Here is a 17,955-nt window from a genome sequence, read left to right on the forward strand (position 1 = left end):
GGACAGCGCTGTACGAGAGGTTGCTAGATGCTATAGCATCGCATCCATGACCGCGCCGCTCATCCTCGTCACCGACTGCGACCTCCCCGGGACCGTCATCGAAGACACCCTCCGCGCCGCCGGCCTCCGTGCGGAACGGGCCGCCTCCGGGAGCCCCGACGACATTGCCGCGGCCGGAGCCGACGCCGAGGCCCTGGTCGTGCAGTGGGCGCGCATCGACGGCGACCTCATGGACCGCCTGCCGAACCTCCGTTTCATCAGCCGTGTCGGCATCGGCTACGACATGATCGACGTCGAGGCCGCCACGGCCCGCGGCATCGCCGTCGCGAACACGCCGAGCTACTGCATCGAAGAGGTCGCCGCGCACACCGTCGCGATGATCATGACCCAGGCCCGCGGCCTCTCCGCCTACGACCGGGCCGTGCGGGAGGGCGTCTGGAAGGCCGTCGACGCCCGGCCGCTCGCCGTGCGGCCGTCCTCCACCACCGTGTCGGTGCTCGGCTTCGGGCGCATCGGATCGATCGTCGCCCGCGGGATTCGGGCGCTCGGCTTCCGCGTGCTGGTGGCCGACCCGTATGCCTCCGACGACGCCGTGCGCGACGCGGGCTGCGAGCCCGTCGACATCCCGTCGGCGATCGCCCGCGCCGACATCCTCACTCTGCATGTGCCGCTGACGGACGAGACGCGCCACCTGATCGACGCCGCGGCCCTGGCGACGATGAAGCAGGACGCCGTGATCGTGAACACCTGCCGGGGGCCGCTCATCGACGAGGACGCCCTGGCCGCGGCGCTCCGCGACGGCCGGCTCGCCGGTGCCGCTCTCGACGTCTTCGCGGAGGAGCCCCTCCCCGGCAGCTCCCCGCTGCGAGCGCTCGACACCGTGCTGCTCACGCCGCACGCCGCCTGGTACTCCCCGGAGGCTCTGGCGGATCTTCCCGTGCACGCCGCCGAGAACGTGATCCGCTCGCTCGCCGGCGAGGCCGTGCCCATCGTCAACCCGGCCTTCGCCGCCGCGCGCTGAGAGGACTCCCATGGAACTGCTGCGACTCGGCGCGATCGGCCACGAGCGTCCCTACGTCCGCGATGACGAGGGCGTGGTGCGTGATCTCGCGTCGCTGACCTCCGACATCGACGGCGCGTTCCTCGCCGCGGACGGCATCGCCCGCGTGCGTGCGGCACTCGCCGACGGCTCGCTGCCGGAGGCGGAGACCGCGGGACTGCGCGTCGGTGCCCCTGTGGCGCGGCCGACCGCGGTGGTCTGCATCGGCCAGAACTACGCGGCGCACGCGGCGGAGTCCGGCGCCGAGCCGCCCGCACACCCGGTGGTGTTCTTCAAGCACCCGAACACGGTCGTGGGGCCGGACGACGTCGTGCTCCTGCCGCCGGGAGCCGAGAAGGTCGACTGGGAGGTCGAGCTCGCGGTCGTCATCGGCCGCCCCGCGCGGTACCTCCCCTCCGCCGAGGCCGCGCGCGACGTGATCGCCGGCTACACCATCTCGAACGACGTGTCCGAGCGGGCGTATCAGCTCGAGGTCTCCGGCGGACAGTGGTCGAAGGGGAAGTGCTCCGAGACGTTCAACCCCCTCGGCCCGGCACTGGTCCCCGCGGACGAGGTCGACCCCCAGGCGCTGCGCCTCCGTTCCTTCGTGAACGGCGAGCCGCGGCAGGACTCCTCCACCGCCGACATGATCTTCCCCGTGCTGCAGCTGGTGCACGAGCTCAGTCACTACCTCGTGCTCGAACCCGGCGACGTCATCAACACCGGCACCCCGCAGGGCGTCGCGCTGTCCGGCCGCTTCCCCTACCTGCAGGACGGCGACGAGATGACCATCGAGATCGAGCGGCTCGGCCGCCAGCACCAGCGCACGGAGCGGGTCCGTCTCGGGTGAGGCCTGTGCCCGGGGCACGGTTCCTTTCGCTGAGTGCAACCGTGTCCCGGGTAGAGGTCTCTCCCGGACGCCCGCGCGGGCTCAGGCATCCGCGCGGGCTCAGGCGGCTGGAGGGAGAGGTGCCTGCTTTCGCGCGACAGCCTGGTGCCGCGAGCGCCCGGCGGCTCAGGCATCCACGTGTACACAGGCATCCGCGCGGGCTCAGGCGGCTGGAGGAGAAAAGTGCCTGATGCCGCGCGAGCGCCGGACCCCGCGCGCGGGTCAGCCGGCGAAGGGGAGGACCGGGAGGCCGTGCACCCCGGGACGCACCGCGAACACCGACCCCGCGGCGGTGCCGTGATCGGACGGCAGACCCTGTGCGGAGGTCGTGATGAAGAGCGTGCCGAGGTCGTCGCCGCCGAACGTGCAGGCACTGACCTGCGGCACTGGCAGCACGATGTCCTCGCGCACGGCCCCGGACGGGTCGAACCCCCGCACGCGGCTCCCGCCCCACAGCGCGACCCAGACACTGCCGTCCGCGGCGACCGTGAGGCCGTCGGGCACGCCGTCGTCTTCGGGGATGTGCGCGAACACCCGGCGCCCGCGGAGGTCGCCCTCGGTCACGTCGAACACGTCGATCCGGCCCGTGTCGGTGTCCACGTAGTAGACGCGGCGGCCGTCCGGGGAGTAGCTGACACCGTTGGACGAGGTCACGCGGGGGAGCACCGTGGTCACGTCGAGGGCGGCGTCGATGCGCAGCACGGTCCCGGCACCCGCGGTGGAGTCCGTGGACATCGATCCGGCCAGGAGTCGCCCTCGCGGGTCGCAGCAGCCGTCGTTCATGCGTACCGCGCCGTCGTCGAGCAGGGTTGCGACGGGACGGGCCTCCGCGTCGGGACCGTCGGCGAGGTACAGGGTGCGCGCGCCCACCGCCATGAAGCCCCCGGACGTCCGCGGGCGGAAGAACGCGAGATACTCGTCGTCGACGTGCTGGCGGACGATCTCGTCGCCGCGGAGGGTGAGCAGGTCGCCCGCGTCTCCGTCGACCCAGCGCAGGCCGCCCCACCCGGGCCACCAGACCGGGGCCTCGGCGTGGACGGCGACCGGGCCGGTCACATTCTCGGGAGTCATGCGCCCTCCGCCGTCCGCCGCGGGTCGGTCACGGGCAGCGGCTCCGGGACGGGGTCGGCATGATCCGCCGAGGCGGCAGGGGCGGACGGAAGCTCTTTCGCGACCTGCTTCTCGAGCACGGTCACGGCCTCGTCGGAGAGCAGGATGAGGCCGTCGAGCTCCTCGCGCACCCGCTTGTACGCGATGTTCCGCTCCGACTGCGTCGCCGACTCGTCCACGGCGACCTTGAGGAGCTGCTGCGCGCGGTCCAGGCGCTTGCGCTCGGCCTCGGTGAACGTCGAGTCGCGCAGCCGCCGGGCGTCCTTCTCCGCGATCTCGAACGCGACCGCGTAGTCGCCGACGGCCTGCAGGTACTCCGCGATCTGCTGTTCCGTGAGTTTCGCATCGGCGGCGGCCGGACGCAGCGCGTCCGCGGTCTTCTTCGCGCGGAGGAAGGCGGCCGTCAGCGGCTGGCGGCCGTCGCTCATCGCGGGGAAGGCGATGAGCTTGGCGACGTCGAGCTCGTAGTCCAGCCACCGCGCGGTGATCTCGTCGTGCTCGGCGAAGAGGCGGGCGAGCAGGTCGTCGGGCGCCACCGACGCGGTCGTGTCGACGACGGTGGGACCCCCGTGCTTCGCCTGCCGGGCGGCCGCGCGCGCCTCGATCTCGGCGGTCTTGACCTGCGCCTTCATGCGCAGGGCCTCCAGCCGGCGCTCGTGCCGACGCTTGGAGCCGCGCTCCCAGGCCTTGGCGACTCCGCCGGCCATGCCCATGATCGGAAAGACGAGCCACCAGTAGTCACCCGCGAAGTTCCAGAAGCCCCGGATGAACTCGTCCATGATGGGTTCAGCCTACTGCGCGACGGCGGGTCGCCGGGGGCCCGCACGAGAGGGAGGGCGGCCGCATGAAGAGCGTCGGCATCGTCGGGATCGAGAACAGCCACGCCACGGAGATCGTCCGCTTCCTGAACGTCGAGGCCACGGACGTGCCCGTGCGGATCACGGCCCTCGTGGCAGGGGAGCCGGAACGCACGCGGGAGCTCGCGGCACTCGGGGGCATCGAACGCGTCGTCGACGAGGCGGGCGCGCTCCTCGGCGCGGTGGACGCGCTCATCGTGACCGCCCGCGACGGTGCCGATCATCGCGCCCTCGCCGTCCCCTTCCTGGAAGCCGGGGTGCCGGTCTGGGTCGACAAGCCGCTCGCGACGACCGTCGTCGATGCCGACGCGATCCTGGCGGCCGCGCAGCGGGGGCGGGCACCCGTCACCTCATCGTCCACGCTCCGCTGGCTCGCCGACACCGCCGAACTCGTGGCGGAGGCGGCCCGCATCGGGGAGGTCCAGGCGGTCACGGTCACCGGTCCCGCCGATCCGGACAGCCCGTACAGCGGCATCTTCTTCTACGGCATCCACCTCGCCGATCTCGCCCAGGTGCTGCGGCCCGGCATCGCGGAGGACGTCCAGGTGCAGTTCCTGCCCGCGGGTGTCGTCGCCCGTTACCGGGTCGGCGGGGTGCCCGTCACGCTGGAGTTCGTGCGGCCAGAGGGCGATCACCAGGTGCCGTTCCGGGCGACTGTCGTCGGCCGCCGGGGCATCGCGAGCCGGGAGATCCCGATCGGCCCCGGGTATGTGCAGCCCGGCGTCCGCGCCTTCGCCCGGATGCTCGAGACCGGCGAGCCGCCGGTTCCCACGTCCGAGATGCGCGCTCCGATCGCCGTGCTCGAACAGGTCGCCGAGGCCCTCGCCTCCCGCTGACCCGGGCACAGCTTCGGAGATCGCACCCGGCGCGCCGTCGACAGGCCCTGCGCGGCGGCGTGTCGCCGGCGGTCTCCGAAGTCGTGCCCGGGTCGCGCGCGGAATCAGGCTGTCGTGAGGTCCCGGTCGTTCGCGACGCCGTGCACGGGGCGGCTGTTCTCGAGGTGATGGCCATGCCCGCGATTGTCCGGCGTCAGCGACCCAGCTTCTCGGCGCAGGCCACGCAGTACTCCGCGAACGGTCGCACCTCCAGGCGCTCCGGGGGGATGGGCCGCCCGCAGTGCGCGCAGATGCCGTAAGTCCCGGCGTCCATCCGCATCAGCGCCTCGTCCACTTGGCGGAGCTCCGCCTGCGCCGCCTCGGCGAGCCCCGACAGCCGGGACCACTCCGACGAGAGCGTCACCCCCTCCGGGTCGTGCTCGTCGTCGTCGTTCGAGCCCTCGCGGTCGTGCATGAGCTCCGCGAGCGTAGTCGCCGTCGCCGTGACGCGGGCTTCGGCCTCGGCGCGGCGCTCTTCCAACAGCGCTCGCAGGTCCATGAGCCCCACTCTAGGCCCGCCCTGCGACACGGGCGTCGTCGCCCGATCAGGCACCCGCGCGAGATCAGGCGACGCCGGCAGCAGGTGCCTGAACTCCCGCGCCCGCCTGTCCCCTCCCGACAGCCTGCCCCCGCGACCGCTCGCGCCGGACCAGGCATCCGCGCGAGATCAGGCGACACTGGTGACAGGTGCCTGAACCCGCGCGAACGCCTGTCCCGCGCGAGCCAGACTCAGCCGCGACGGGTGCGCGGGGGCTCCACGGTGGGGACGGAGTCGGTGTGCACGCTGGGGTGGTCTCGCTCCAGCGCCGCGCCCTCCATGTCGACGTTCGGGATGATGCGGTCGAGCCAGGTCGGCAGCCACCAGGCCGAGCGTCCGAGCAGGTGCATGAGCGCGGGCATCAGCAGCATCCGCACCACGAACGCGTCGAGCAGCACGCCGAACGCGAGACCGAACCCGATGGACCGGATGATGGTCGACTCCGAGAACACGAACCCGCCGAACACCGACACCATGATGAGCGCGGCCGCGATGACCACCGAGCGCCCGGCCCGGAAGCCCTGCGCCACGGCATCGCGCGCGGAGGCGCCGTGCACATAGGCCTCCCGCATCCCCGAGGCGAGGAAGAGCTGGTAGTCCATCGCGAGCCCGAACAGGATGCCGACGAGGATCACCGGCAGGAAGCTCAGGATCGGACCGGTGCTGTGCAACCCGATGAGGTCGGCGCCCCACCCCCACTGGAACACCGCGACGATGAGCCCGTACGTCGCGAACAGCGACAGCACGAACCCTCCTGTGGCGATGAGCGGCACGAGCAGCGAGCGGAACGCGACGATCATGATGAGCAGCGACAGGCCCACGACGACCACGAGGTACAGCGGGAGCACGCTCGCCAGCGCCTCGGAGATGTCGATGTTGGTGGCGGCCTGACCGGCGACGCCGAGGGTGATGCCGCCGTCGATCTCGGGGAGACCCCGCAGATCCTGCACCAGCTTCTCGGTGGAGGCGCTGTTCGGGCCTTCGGCGGGCAGCACTTGGAAGGCGAGGAGCGTGTTGTCGTCCGACGTCGCGATGGGGGCGACCGCGACCACGTCGTCCTGCTCGGCGATCTTCTCCGCCACGGTCACCTGCGTGGCCAGCTGGTCGTCGTCGCTCACGGCGTCGTCGAGGGTCGCGGTCACCAGGAGCGGCCCGTTCGCGCCCTCGCCGAACTGCTCGTCGACGGTCTGGAACGCGCGGTAGCTGGTGGAGTCGGCGGGTTCGCTCGACCCGTCAGGGAGGCCGAGGCGCATCGACATCGCGGGGATCGCGATCACGAGCAGCGCGACGACGCTGACGAGCGCGGTGACGACGGCGCGCAGCGTCGACATCCGGCGCACGGGCTTCCCGGCCGCGTGCTCCTGACCGATGGTCGCCCGCGCCTTGCGGCCGAGCAGGCGGGTGCCGACGAGGCCGAGGATCGCCGGGGCGAGGGTCACGGCGACGAGCACGGCGACGGCGACGCACACCGCTCCCACCGTGCCCATGAGGCCGAGGAACGGCACGCCCGTCACGTTGAGGGCGAGGAGCGCGACGATGACCGTGGTCCCCGCGAACACCACCGCGGTCCCGGAGGTGCCGGTGGCCAGACCGATGGACTCGCGCACGGGCGACCCGGCCAGCAGCTGCTTGCGGTGCCGGTTCACGATGAAGAGGGAGTAGTCGATGCCGACCGCGAGTCCCAGCATCACGCCGAGGACGGGAGTGACCGAGGCCATGTCGACGACGCCGGAGAACGCGAGCGACGCCGTGACGCCCACGCCGACGCCGACCACGGCCGTGACGATGGGCAGGGCCGCACCGATCAGCGAACCGAGCATCACGATGAGCACGACCGCGGCGAACGCGAGACCGATGGCCTCGCCGACGCCGAAGATCTCGGGTACGCCCTGGGCGATGTCGGTGCCGAAGTCGGCCGTGACGCCGTCGATCTCCTCGTCCTGGAAGTGGGCGATGGTGTTCTGCTTGGTCTCTTCGGCGAGCTCGAGCCGCGGGTCGACGAAGGAGACGTTGACGATGGCCGTGGAGCCGTCCTCCGAGACGACGCCGATGCCGTCCGCGAGGTCGAGAAGGGTCGTGCCGAGTTCCAGCTGCTCCGCGCTGTCGGCGAGCTCCGCGCGGTTCTCGTCGATGGTGTCCTGCTGCGCGTCGAGCTGCGCGAGCTGGGCGTTCAGCTGCGCGAGCTGCGCGTCGAGCGCGGCGGTCTGCTGGGCTGGCGCACCGGCGGCCTCGGCCTGCGCGCGCGCCCCTTCGAGCTGGGTGATCCCGGCCTCGAGCTGTGCCCGGCCGTCGTCGAGCTGGGCCTGGCCGGCGTCGAGCTGTGCGCGGCCGTCGTCGAGCTGGGCCTGGCCGTCCGTCAGCTCCTTCGCCTGCTCGTCCTGCTGCCGCTGGGCGTCGAACGGGTCGACGACGGAGGCGACGCCGTCGAGGTCTTCCGCGCTCGCGGCGAGGTCGGAGATCGCCTCCTTCTGTTCGTCGGTGAAGGGCTCCCCGTCGTCCGTCCGGTAGACCACCGTCCCGGTGCCGCCGGCGGTGTCGGGCAGCTTGTCGGCGAGCTGATCGGTGACCTCGCCGGAGGCGGTGCCCGGGATGTCGAAGCTGTTGCTCAGCGTGCCGCCGAAGGTGAGGAAGGCGCCGACGCCGAGCCCGAGGATCAGCACCCAGGAGACGATCACCGTCCACGCCCTGCGCGCAGCGAAAGAACCCAGACGGAACAGCAGTGAAGCCACGTGATCTCCTTCAGACGAAAAGAGCATACGGCACGTCTCGTCTAGGGATCTGTGGCTATCCTGAACGCATGGTGAACGAGCATCGCAGCGGCCCGGTGCGCAGCACCGCGGCCCGCGAGGCGATCCTCGACGCGACGGCCCGGCTCTTCCACAATCAGGGGTACGACCGGCTCACGATCGAGGGCATCGCCAGGGAGGCCAGGGTCGGCAAGCAGACCATCTACCGCTGGTGGCCGTCGCGCGGCGCCCTCATCGGGGAGTGCCTGGCCGAGGGACGCCTCATCCCCGTGGACTTCGTCGTGCCCGACACCGGAGACCTCTCCGCCGACGTGGAGACCTGGCTGCGGAGCGTGCTCTCGATCCTCGAGAAGCCCCAGGGCGGGGTGCTGCTGCGGTCTCTCGTGGCCGCGGCCACGGAGGATGCCTCGGTCGGCGCGCACCTCGGTGAGAGCCTCGGGGTGGAGAAGTACCTGTCGGAGCGTCTCCGCGGCGGCATCCGCGACGGTCAACTGCCGGAGGACGCCCCGGTCGAGCAGCTCGGCCGCGCGATCCTCGGGGCCGTCATCGTGGAGTCCCTCGGCCGCGAGGCTCACGATCCCGGTTCCGTCGTCGCCCTGACCCGCTACCTCTTCGCTCGCTGAGGTCGCAGATTCGCACGACGTCGCACGGATTCATGGAATCCCTGCGACTCGGGTGCGAATCTGCGACGCCGGCCCGGATCAGCCGAGGAGCAGGGTGAGCACGGTCGCGCCGCCGCCACCGAGGATCAGCGCCACGATGACGGTCCACGCGATGATGCGGATGCGCCGGTTGCGCTTCTCGCCGAGGTCGCCGTAGTCCTCGCTGAGGCCGTCGCCGCTCATCAGGCCACCGGCTCCGTGACGGTCGGACCGAAGTACGACGGCAGCGTGGCCTGCGAGCGCTCGCGGAGCTCGGCGGCCGAGACGGTGAAGACGTCCTGCACCTCGAGCTGCGGCTCGCTGTCCGTGACGCCGATGCGGGCGACCGGGTAGCCGCGGCCCTCGCAGAGCCCGCGGAACTTCACGTCGTCCTCGCGGGGAACGGTCACGATCACGCGGCCGGTCGACTCGGAGAACAGGGCGGTCGCGGCGTCCACGCCGTCGCGATCGATGATCTCGTTCAGCCAGACCCGGGCGCCGACGCCGAAGCGCATGACGCCCTCGGCCAGGGCCTGCGCGAGACCGCCTTCGGAGAGGTCGTGCGCCGAGGAGATGAGCCATTCGTCCCGGGCCGCGGCGAGCAGTCCGGCGAGGCGCTTCTCGCCCGCGAGGTCGACCTTCGGCGGGCGGCCGCCGAGGTGCTGGTGCACGACCTCGGCCCACGCGGAGCCGGAGAGCTCGGTCGACGTGGTGCCGAGCAGGTAGATGTTCTGCCCCTCGTCCTGCCAGCCGGACGGGATGCGGCGGGAGACGTCGTCGATGATGCCCAGCACGCCGACGAGCGGGGTCGGGTGGATCGGCACGTCACCGGTCTGGTTGTAGAACGAGACGTTGCCGCCGGTGACCGGGGTGCCCAGTTCGTAGCAGCCGTCCGCGAGGCCGTCGACGGTCTGCCCGAACTGCCACATGACCTCGGGGTTCTCGGGAGAGCCGAAGTTGAGGCAGTCGGTGATGGCCGTCGGCACGGCACCGGTCACGGCGACGTTGCGATACGCCTCGGCGAGCGCGAGCTGCGCGCCGGCGTACGGATCGAGCTGGCAGTAGCGGCCGTTGGCGTCGGTGGCGACGGAGAAGCCCAGGCCGGACTCCTCGTCCACGCGGATCATGCCGGCGTCGTCGGGGAAGCTCAGGGCCGTGTTGCCGAGCACGTAGTAGTCGTACTGGTTCGTGATCCAGCTGGTGTCCGCGAGGTTGGGGGAGGCGACGAGGGCGAGGAACTGCTCGCGCAGCGTCTCCGGGTCGTTCGCGCGCGGCAGGTTCTCGGCGGCGTCGGCCTGCAGGGCATCGATCCACGTCGGGTAGGCGACGGGGCGGTCGTAGACGGGGCCATCGACCGCGACGGTCGAGGGGTCGACGTCGACGATGCGCTCGCCCTGCCAGTCGATGATGAGGCGTCCGTCGCCGGTGACCTCGCCGAGCACGGAGGTCTCGACCTCCCACTTGTTCACGACGGCCAGGAAGGCGTCGAGCTTCTCGGGGGCGACGATCGCCATCATGCGCTCCTGCGACTCCGACATGAGGATCTCCTCGGCCGTGAGCGTGGGGTCGCGCAGCAGCACGTTGTCGAGCGAGACGTGCATGCCGCTGTTGCCGTTGGCGGCGAGCTCGCTGGTCGCGCACGAGATGCCGGCGGCGCCGAGGTCCTGGATCGCCTCGACGAGCTCGCCGCGGTAGAGCTCCAGGCAGCACTCGATGAGCACCTTCTCGGCGAACGGGTCGCCCACCTGCACCGCGGGGCGCTTGGTCGGGCCGCCGTCGGCGAACGTGTCGGAGGCCAGGATGCTCGCACCGCCGATGCCGTCGCCACCCGTGCGGGCGCCGAACAGCACGACCTTGTTGCCGACGCCGGTTGCGTTGGCGAGCTTGAGGTCTTCGTGCCGCAGCACCCCCACCGCGAGCGCGTTCACGAGCGGGTTCGCCTGATAGACGCTGTCGAAGACCGTCTCGCCGCCGATGTTCGGCAGGCCCAGGCAGTTGCCGTAGAAGCTGATGCCGCTGGTCACGCCGTGCACGACGCGGGCGGTGTCCGGGTGGTCGATCGCACCGAAGCGCAGGGCGTCCATCACGGCGACCGGGCGGGCGCCCATCGAGATGATGTCGCGGACGATGCCGCCGACACCGGTCGCCGCGCCCTGGAAGGGCTCGATGAACGACGGGTGGTTGTGCGACTCGGCCTTGAAGGTGACGGCCCAGCCCTCGCCGACGTCGACGACGCCCGCGTTCTGGCCCATGCCCACCATGAGGCGTTCCTTCATCTCGTCGGAGACCTTCTGGCCGAAGCGGCGCAGGTAGTTCTTGCTCGACTTGTAGGAGCAGTGCTCCGACCACATCACCGAGTACATCGCCAGCTCGCCCGAGGTGGGGCGGCGGCCGAGGATCTCCTTGATGCGCGCGTACTCGTCGTCCTTGAGCCCGAGGGCGCCGTACGGCTGCTCCTTCTCGGGCGTCGCGATCGCGTTCTCGACGGAGTCGGGGACGTGCTGGGGGGACAGTGCAGGGGCGGTGGTCACGCGCACTCCAAAGGAAGGGGCCGGCGGGGCGTGTCCAGTCTACCGGCGCGGTCGGGGCCGTTCTCTCGTGCGCGCCGTCGGACGGCGGCGGCGGGGCGGGAAGGCGGCGGCGTCATGGCAGCTCGGCGAGGCTCAGGCCTTGCGCGCGTGCGGCGGCGGCCAGCTCACGGTCGAAGGTGAGGAGCGCAGTGACCACGTCGCCGAGTTCGAGCGCGGCGGCGAGGTGGAGAGCGTCCAGAGTGCGGAGCCCTGAGCCTGCCCGGATGGCCGCGGTCAGCGTCTCGTCGTCGAGGGAGACGAGCGCGACGCGGTCGAGGAGGTCGACGACGGCTTCGCGGTCGAGGGAACGGCGGTCGGCGATCGCGTGCAGCTCCACGGCGAGGAGGCGCGAGGAGACGAACTCGCTGCCGTTCGCGAAGGCGAGGACGACCGCTTCCGACCCCTCTTCCTCGATGAGTGCCTTCGCGGCCGCTGAGGTGTCGAGGTAGATCACGACCGGTCGGCCCGAAGCTCGCCGAGGATCTCCATCACGGACAGCGAGTCCGGCACGGGGGCGTGGCGGAGTGGACCGCTCGCGCGGGGCAGCGTCACCCGCCCATTGGCGATCATGCGCGTCCAGGCCGTCTCGGCGGGCGGCGACAGCTCGGCGATCGGGCGCCCGCGGTCTGTCACCGTCAGGTGCTCGCCGGCGGTGACGCGCGCCAGCACCCGCGCGGTCTGCTGGTTCAGTTCGGTCTTCGACACGGTGCCCATCTCCTCAGGGTAGATCCAAAGTAGTAGAACTACTAGTTCTTGGCTTCGTGGGTCCAGTGAACCATCGCTCGGCGACATTGCCAGGCCGCACGGACGGATCTCCCCGAAGGCTCTGGATAACTCCGCTGCAGGGCAGCGTCAGGAGGAGGAGTGCGCTGCTGCGAACCGCTGCGCCAGCACCCCTGCCGCCTCGCGCAGCGCCTCGGGCCCGACCACCGTGAACGGCGCGTCGAACCGGGCCACCGCGGCGAGCACACCCGTCCACGACCAGGAGCCGACCGTGACCCGGCACGAGTCCTCCGACAGCGGCACCACGGCGCCGTCTCCGACCCACGGCGCCACATCCCGCGCCGGCAGGGCGATATCCACCACGCCCGTGCACGGCCAGCGGTCCTCGGCCGTCGAGCCCTTGGCACGGGCGGCGAGGAAGGTCTGGGCGTCCGCGGCGGGCAGGGGTCGCGGCGTGAAGGTGGGCCCCGTCGGCGTGCGGGGCCGCAGTCGATCGAGGCGATACGTGCGCCAGTCGGCTGCGTCGAGGTCCCAGGCCAGCAGGTACCAGCGGCCCTCGCGCGCCACGACGGCATGGGGCTCCGTGCGCCGTGGCGGGCGGTCCTGCGCCGAGCCGTAGTCGAAGCGGAGCACCTTCCGGTCGCGCACGGCCGTGCTCGCCGCCTCCAGCACGGCCGGGTCGGCGCGGACCTCGGCGGGCGCTCCGTCGAAGCGGATCCCGTCGATGCGGTGGCGCAGGCGTGAGGGCATGACCTGACGGACGGTCGCGAGAGCGCGCTGAGCGGCCTCGGTGACCTCGACCCCGGTCGCGCTCGCACTTTGGAGGGCGACGGCGATCGCCACGGCCTGCTCGTCGTCGAACAGCAGCGGCGGCATGTCCGACCCCGCTTCGAGGCGATAGCCGCCGTACGGGCCCTTGCTGGATCCGATGCGGTAGCCGAGCGCGCGCAGTCGATCGACGTCGCGGCGCACCGTGCGCGGAGTGACGCCGAGACGGTCGGCGAGTTCCCCGCCCGGCCAGTCGCGCGTCGCCTGCAGCAGGGACAGCATTGCGAGCATGCGCGACGAGCTTCCGGTCATGGCTCCATTCTGCGTCGCAAAGAGGACAGAAACAGACCTCTACCTCTGTGACGGTGGGATCACACGGTCCGATCGGCGGACCGGGACACGGAGGACACCATGACTCTCACGACCACCACCCACCTCAACTTCCGCGGCACGGCTCGTCAGGCGCTCGACTTCTACCGGTCGGTCTTCGGCGGCGAGGTGACCGCGGCGACCTACGGCCAGTTCGGGATGCCGGAGGGCGTTCCCGGGTTCGACCAGCTCGTGTTCGGGCAGCTCGACGGGCCCGTGCGGCTGATGGCGTACGACGTCCCTGGCGCGGACGACGCCGCCGCGACTGCCGGGAGCACCAGCCGCGAGAACGGGATGACGATCACGGACCGCTCCTTCTTCCAGTCGCTGCGGGCGGACTCCCTGGATGAGCTGCACCCCGTCTGGGACGCCCTCGTCGAGGGTGCCACCGTGATCGAACCTCTCGCCGCCTCCGCGTGGTCCGCCGGTTTCGGCATGCTCACCGACCGCTTCGGCGTGACCTGGGTCCTCGACGTCGCCTGACCCCGTCGGACGCTCGACCTGGCCCCTTGCGGTCGACCCGGCCCCGTGCGCCCGTCCGCAACGGGCCGGGATGCACGGAAGGGGGTGGGTCAACGAGCGGGGTGCCTCCTGCAGTCGACCCGGCCCCTTGCGGTCGACCCGGCCCCTTACGGTCGTCCGCAACGGGCCGGGATGCACGGCAGGGGGTGGGTCCGCGCCCGGGGGCGACTCGACATGTCAAGGGCCTCTTCGTCGTCGGTCGCCTCACGTAGAAAGGAGGAGACGAAAGGCAGGGCATGGCCGCAGGAGACATCGAGACGTTCTCGCGCAACGGAATCTGGTTCAACCGGATCCAGGGCGAGTCGCACACGCTGGGCAGCAGCTTCGAGTCGATGGAGGAGGCGGTGAAGGTCGGCCGTGGCGCGGCGACAGCGCGTCAGGTGCAGCATTTCGTGCGCACCGAGGAGGGGCCGTCCGACGACGTGGCTCCGAACGAGGCGCACCCGCGCGACCTCATGTGGTGAGTCGCGGATGATCCTGCAGGTCTGCGTGAACGGTGCCAGGGACGTCGCGGAGCATCCGTGGCTGAGCGCCGACGAGACGGTGGTGGCCCAGGACGCCGCGGCGGCCGTGGATGCTGGTGCCGCAGAGATCCATGTGCATGCGAAGGACGCCGCCGGTCGCGACTCTCTCGCGCCCGAGGATGTGCGGCGCTGGCTCGGAGCCGTCCGTGCCGCGGCGCCAGGCATACCCGTGGGCGTGACGACCGGAGGCTGGGCCGAGCCCGACGTGTCGCGACGGCTCGCGGCCATCGAGGGCTGGACGGAACTCCCCGACTACGCCTCCGTGAACTGGCACGAGGCCGGAGCCGACGAGGTGGCCGCGGCGCTGCATCGACGGGGGATCGGCGTGGAAGCGGGCATCTGGGACGCGGCGGGGCTCGAGGCCTGGCGGGTCTCCCCGGTCCGCGGCGCCTGCCTGCGCGTCCTGGTCGAGCTTCCGGCGGAGGCCGCCGACGTCGTCCGTCCGCACGCGGAGGGGCTGATCGCCCACGTGGCGCGGGAGGAGCCCGACCTGCCGATCCTGCTGCACGGCGAGGAGCTGTCGGCCTGGCCCGCTTTCGACCTCGCCGGGGAACTGGGCCTCGACACACGGATCGGCCTGGAGGACACGCTCCTCCTCCCGGACGGCACCGACGCCCCGAGCAACGCCGCCCTCGTCCGCGCCGCCCGCGCCCGCCTCCCCCGCGCCTAGCCCGGCCGCTCTCGCGTGGCACCGGTGCGTCGCGCCAGTGCGGGCGCAGAAACGTCCCTCTCTTCGCGGTTTCCGGTCCCTTTTCGCACCCCACATCTCAGGCCCGCCCGGTGCGAGTGCAGAACCGTGCCTCACCGCGCGAACTCCCGCCCGTTTTCGCACTCCCCATCGCCGGTCGCGCACGCCCCGCCGCGCACGCCCCGCCGTGCACGCCCCGCCACGGGTGCGAAACCGCTCTTCCCGTGGCGCGCTCCGGGCCGTTCTTGCACTCCGCACCGCCGGAGACACCCCGGCCCATCGAGTGGGGGCGCAGAATCGCACCTCCCGTCGCCGGTTCCGGGGCGTTCTCGCACTCTCCTTCGGAAGGCGGCGGTCCGAACCCTGTCAGGGCCTTCCCGAGGAGCAGGACCGTCCCTACGCTGGAGCGATGTTCGCCGGTGCCTCCGTCTTCTTCCTTCTCGTCTACGTGGTCGTCCCGCTCCTCGCGCTGCTGCTTCTGTGGGTGATCATCTACTCGGCGGTCCGGGCGGCGCTGACTGCCCATCGCCGCGCCCTCGCCGCCGAGCGTGCCACCGCGCCGGATACCCCCTGACCCTTCGCGTCCAGCGACCTCGCGCCCGCACGCCTCGCCCCTGACGTCTGGTGCGGGCGCAGAACCGCTCCTCCCGCCACCCGGCTCCGGCACGTTTCTGCGCTTCCCTGCACGGCGCCTGTCCGGGACACCGGTGCGGGTGCAGAAACAGCCCCGGTCCCGCCCGCTCCGGAACGTTTTCGCACTCGCCAACGGCATGCGCGCCGCCCGGGACCCGGTGCGGGTGCAGAAACGTCCATAGTCCCGCCGGCCATGGAACGTTTTCGCACTCGCCAACGGCGTACGCGCCACGCTGCCCAGGTGCGTGTGCAGTAACGCCCCTCAGCCCGCCCACCCAGGAACCTCTTCGCACCCCGCACCCGCGAGAGCCCGCGCCCCCCACCCCCGAGAGCCCGCACGAAGACCGCGGACTCACGCGGCTCTCCACCCGCCCCAGTCGGGACGGTCGACGATGCAGAAGCGGTTCCCCTCGGGGTCTTCCATGATGATGTAGTCCGCATCGTCGGGCCGGCCGTCCCAGTGCACCTCCCGCGCTCCGAGCCCGGCGAGGCGCTGCACCTCGGCAGCCTGGTCCTCCGCGTAGATGTCGAGGTGGATGCGCGGCGGCAGCACACGCTCCGAGTGGTGCGCGTCGAGCGCGATGCACGGTGCGTCGGCGTCGCGGGGTTTGAGTACGACCCAGTCGTCCTCCGCGGGGTCTCGTTCGACGTAGTCGAGGGCGGCCTTCCAGAATGCGGTCTGGGCCGAGAGGTCGTCCACGCGGATCACGATCGACACGATCTTCAACATGCCCGCGAGAGTACGGCGGGGATCCACGTCCCGCGGAGGGGCTTGCGCGGCCGCGCGGGATCAGCTTCCGGACCGGCCGAAGTCGCTCGTGAGCCAGTCCTCGACCGACGCGAACGGGAACTCCCGCGCCGCGAACGTCCCCGGCACAGTCCGCACCTCCCGCATCCGGTCGAGCCGGAACAGCCGCCAGTCGTCGCGGTCGATGTCGAAGCCGACCACGTACCACCGCCCTTCGCGGAGGACATGGCGATGCGGCGCGATCACCCGCTCCGAGGCGCGGTCGTGCTGGTCGGCATAGGTGAACGCGACGCGAGCGCCCTGGGCGACCGCGTCGGCCAGTGTCCCGACCGCAGCCCACGCCGCGGGCGCCGGCTCTGCGCGAAGGATCTGCGTGGACAGCGCCGTCGCGGCGGCCCGTCGTCGGAGGCCCGGCGGGAGGACCTGTTCGATCTTCCCGCGGGCGACGGCGGCGGCCGGGTCTTCCGGGCTCCACGCTTCGAGGACGAGCAGACCCGTGATGATCGCGGTGATGTCGTCGGCGTCCAGGAGCAGCGGCGGGATGCGCGTCCCCGGCCGCAGGCGATAGACGGCGCCGGGACCGGGGCGAGAGTGGACGTCGTAGCCGAGGTCGCGCAGGCGCTGCATATCGCGGCGGACCGTCCGCGGGCTCACGGCGAGGCGTGCGGCGAGGTCGGACACGCTCCACTCGCCGCCGGTCTGCAGCAGCGACAGCAGATGGAGCGTGCGGTGCGAGGGGGCGTCCACGGCTCCATCATCGCGCGAGATGCGGCCGGAATCAGGCCGTATCCGTTCGTAGCGTGGAGCGACACCGACCGAGAGGACCCTCATGCGCATCGCTGTCACCACACCCAACGGCCACGTCGGGCACCACCTCACCCGGATGCTGATCCGCGCCGGCGTCCGCCCCCTGCTGCTCGCCCGGAACCCGGATGGCATCGCCGCCGAGTTGCGCCCCTATGTCGAGTTCGCCCGGGCCGACTCGCAGGATCCCGAGGCGATCGTCGCCGCGACGCGGGACGTCGATGCCCTGTACTGGGTGGATCCGTCGGTGTTCTCCGACGACCCGCTCGCCGACTACGCCCGTGCGACCGAGGCCCTGGTGCAGGCCGTCCGGGCGAACGGCGTCCGGCGGGTGGTGTTCCAGAGCAGCGTCGGCGCGGAGAAGCGGCACGGTGTCGGCGAGATCGACGGTCTGGCCGCCACGGAGGTCGCGCTCGACGCCCTCGACATCGACGTGACGCATCTGCGCTGCGGCTACTTCTTCACCAACCTGCTGCTCGACGTCGACTCCCTGCGGGCAGGGAGGCTCGCCACGGTGCTCCCGCTGGACTTCCGGATGCCATGGGTGGCGCCGCTCGACATCGCGGAGGTCGCCGCCCTCACGCTGCTGAACGGGGAGTGGACGGGGCGGCGGGTGCAGGCCGTGCACGGACCCGCGGACCTGAGCTGGTCCGAGGTCGCCGCGATCCTGACGCGCGAGCTTGGGCGAGAGGTGACCGTGCAGCGCATCGACGACGAGGAGATGCGTCAGGGGCTCCGCGCTGCGGGGATGCCCGAGGCGATGGCCGAGGCCGTGCTCGGGATGTCGACCGGACTCCGCGACGACTTCACGGCGGAGCAGCCGCGGTCCGTCCTCTCGACGACACCGACGACCCTCGAAGCGTGGGTGCGCGAGGAGCTCGTCGGAGTGGTGTGAGACGGAGAACGCCCC

The 17,955-nt window shown here is 71.7% G+C and carries 20 protein-coding genes; 9 read left to right on the forward strand and 11 right to left on the reverse strand.

What is annotated here, in order from left to right:
- Positions 1-46 precede the first annotated feature (46 nt).
- Positions 47-1,021 (forward strand): C-terminal binding protein, encoded by a 975-nt coding sequence (locus CJ226_RS05545; RefSeq protein WP_102208570.1) that lies wholly within the window; start codon positions 47-49, stop codon positions 1,019-1,021.
- 10 nt (positions 1,022-1,031) lie between these two features.
- A complete protein-coding gene (locus tag CJ226_RS05550) occupies positions 1,032-1,889 on the forward strand; it encodes a fumarylacetoacetate hydrolase family protein (RefSeq protein WP_102208571.1) in 858 nt (285 codons plus the stop codon).
- 261 nt (positions 1,890-2,150) lie between these two features.
- Here the strand turns inward: CJ226_RS05550 and CJ226_RS05555 are convergent, their stop codons facing one another.
- Both CJ226_RS05555 and CJ226_RS05560 read right to left on the reverse strand, forming a co-directional pair.
- Entirely contained in the window at positions 2,151-2,999 is an 849-nt protein-coding gene (locus tag CJ226_RS05555; protein ID WP_102208572.1) for an SMP-30/gluconolactonase/LRE family protein, read from the reverse strand.
- Complete coding sequence (locus tag CJ226_RS05560) at positions 2,996-3,817, reverse strand: hypothetical protein (RefSeq protein ID WP_102208573.1); 822 nt, start codon at positions 3,815-3,817, stop codon at positions 2,996-2,998. The genes CJ226_RS05555 and CJ226_RS05560 overlap by 4 nt, the downstream gene beginning before the upstream one ends.
- Before the next feature lie 65 nt (positions 3,818-3,882).
- Here CJ226_RS05560 and CJ226_RS05565 point away from each other — a divergent pair, with 65 nt between their 5' ends.
- Positions 3,883-4,731: a Gfo/Idh/MocA family protein gene (locus CJ226_RS05565; RefSeq protein WP_102208574.1), complete on the forward strand. Its 849-nt coding sequence runs from the start codon at positions 3,883-3,885 to the stop codon at positions 4,729-4,731.
- Between the two features lie 193 nt (positions 4,732-4,924).
- On the opposite strand, the gene CJ226_RS05570 is transcribed toward CJ226_RS05565, so the two are convergent.
- Complete coding sequence (locus CJ226_RS05570) at positions 4,925-5,269, reverse strand: TraR/DksA C4-type zinc finger protein (RefSeq protein WP_102208756.1); 345 nt, start codon at positions 5,267-5,269, stop codon at positions 4,925-4,927.
- A gap of 230 nt (positions 5,270-5,499) precedes the next feature.
- A complete protein-coding gene (locus CJ226_RS05575; protein WP_102208575.1) occupies positions 5,500-8,037 on the reverse strand; it encodes an MMPL family transporter in 2,538 nt (845 codons plus the stop codon).
- 68 nt (positions 8,038-8,105) lie between these two features.
- Between CJ226_RS05575 and CJ226_RS05580 the strand changes: the two genes are divergently transcribed.
- Positions 8,106-8,678: a TetR/AcrR family transcriptional regulator gene (locus tag CJ226_RS05580; protein WP_102208576.1), complete on the forward strand. Its 573-nt coding sequence runs from the start codon at positions 8,106-8,108 to the stop codon at positions 8,676-8,678.
- A 78-nt stretch (positions 8,679-8,756) separates the two neighbouring features.
- Here the strand turns inward: CJ226_RS05580 and CJ226_RS18015 are convergent, their stop codons facing one another.
- The 5 genes from CJ226_RS18015 to CJ226_RS05600 form a co-directional block, all read right to left on the reverse strand.
- Positions 8,757-8,900 carry a hypothetical protein gene (locus CJ226_RS18015; protein ID WP_017202962.1) on the reverse strand — a complete coding sequence of 48 codons (144 nt, stop codon included), beginning with the start codon at positions 8,898-8,900 and terminating at the stop codon, positions 8,757-8,759.
- The gene (purL, locus tag CJ226_RS05585; protein ID WP_102208577.1) at positions 8,900-11,227 is read right to left on the reverse strand and encodes a phosphoribosylformylglycinamidine synthase subunit PurL; all 2,328 of its coding nucleotides are present in this window, start codon (positions 11,225-11,227) and stop codon (positions 8,900-8,902) included. Before purL ends, CJ226_RS18015 begins: the two co-directional genes overlap by 1 nt.
- 112 nt (positions 11,228-11,339) lie before the next feature.
- Positions 11,340-11,720 (reverse strand): PIN domain-containing protein, encoded by a 381-nt coding sequence (locus tag CJ226_RS05590; RefSeq protein WP_102208578.1) that lies wholly within the window; start codon positions 11,718-11,720, stop codon positions 11,340-11,342.
- Entirely contained in the window at positions 11,717-11,980 is a 264-nt protein-coding gene (locus CJ226_RS05595; RefSeq protein WP_102208579.1) for a type II toxin-antitoxin system Phd/YefM family antitoxin, read from the reverse strand. The genes CJ226_RS05590 and CJ226_RS05595 overlap by 4 nt, the downstream gene beginning before the upstream one ends.
- 138 nt (positions 11,981-12,118) lie before the next feature.
- Positions 12,119-13,069 (reverse strand): YafY family protein, encoded by a 951-nt coding sequence (locus CJ226_RS05600; protein WP_102208580.1) that lies wholly within the window; start codon positions 13,067-13,069, stop codon positions 12,119-12,121.
- Positions 13,070-13,168: 99 nt separating this feature from the next.
- On the opposite strand from CJ226_RS05600, the gene CJ226_RS05605 reads away from it, so the two are divergent.
- The 4 genes from CJ226_RS05605 (at position 13,169) to CJ226_RS18020 (ending at position 15,434) form a co-directional block, all read left to right on the forward strand.
- The gene (locus CJ226_RS05605; RefSeq protein ID WP_102208581.1) at positions 13,169-13,609 is read left to right on the forward strand and encodes a VOC family protein; all 441 of its coding nucleotides are present in this window, start codon (positions 13,169-13,171) and stop codon (positions 13,607-13,609) included.
- Positions 13,610-13,884: 275 nt separating this feature from the next.
- Entirely contained in the window at positions 13,885-14,112 is a 228-nt protein-coding gene (locus CJ226_RS05610; protein WP_025104100.1) for a hypothetical protein, read from the forward strand.
- Positions 14,113-14,119: 7 nt separating this feature from the next.
- Positions 14,120-14,842 (forward strand): 3-keto-5-aminohexanoate cleavage protein, encoded by a 723-nt coding sequence (locus CJ226_RS05615; RefSeq protein ID WP_102208582.1) that lies wholly within the window; start codon positions 14,120-14,122, stop codon positions 14,840-14,842.
- 427 nt (positions 14,843-15,269) lie between these two features.
- Positions 15,270-15,434 carry a hypothetical protein gene (locus CJ226_RS18020; RefSeq protein ID WP_180964541.1) on the forward strand — a complete coding sequence of 55 codons (165 nt, stop codon included), beginning with the start codon at positions 15,270-15,272 and terminating at the stop codon, positions 15,432-15,434.
- Positions 15,435-15,845: 411 nt separating this feature from the next.
- Here the strand turns inward: CJ226_RS18020 and CJ226_RS05620 are convergent, their stop codons facing one another.
- Complete coding sequence (locus CJ226_RS05620; RefSeq protein WP_102208583.1) at positions 15,846-16,223, reverse strand: VOC family protein; 378 nt, start codon at positions 16,221-16,223, stop codon at positions 15,846-15,848.
- Positions 16,224-16,283: 60 nt separating this feature from the next.
- Entirely contained in the window at positions 16,284-16,988 is a 705-nt protein-coding gene (locus CJ226_RS05625) for a YafY family protein (protein ID WP_257996530.1), read from the reverse strand.
- A gap of 82 nt (positions 16,989-17,070) precedes the next feature.
- Here CJ226_RS05625 and CJ226_RS05630 point away from each other — a divergent pair, with 82 nt between their 5' ends.
- The gene (locus CJ226_RS05630) at positions 17,071-17,940 is read left to right on the forward strand and encodes an NAD(P)H-binding protein (RefSeq protein WP_102208585.1); all 870 of its coding nucleotides are present in this window, start codon (positions 17,071-17,073) and stop codon (positions 17,938-17,940) included.
- Positions 17,941-17,955: the final 15 nt, after the last annotated feature.

It is taken from the genome of Microbacterium sp. UMB0228 (assembly GCF_002871415.1).
Classification (GTDB): Bacteria; Actinomycetota; Actinomycetes; order Actinomycetales; family Microbacteriaceae; genus Microbacterium.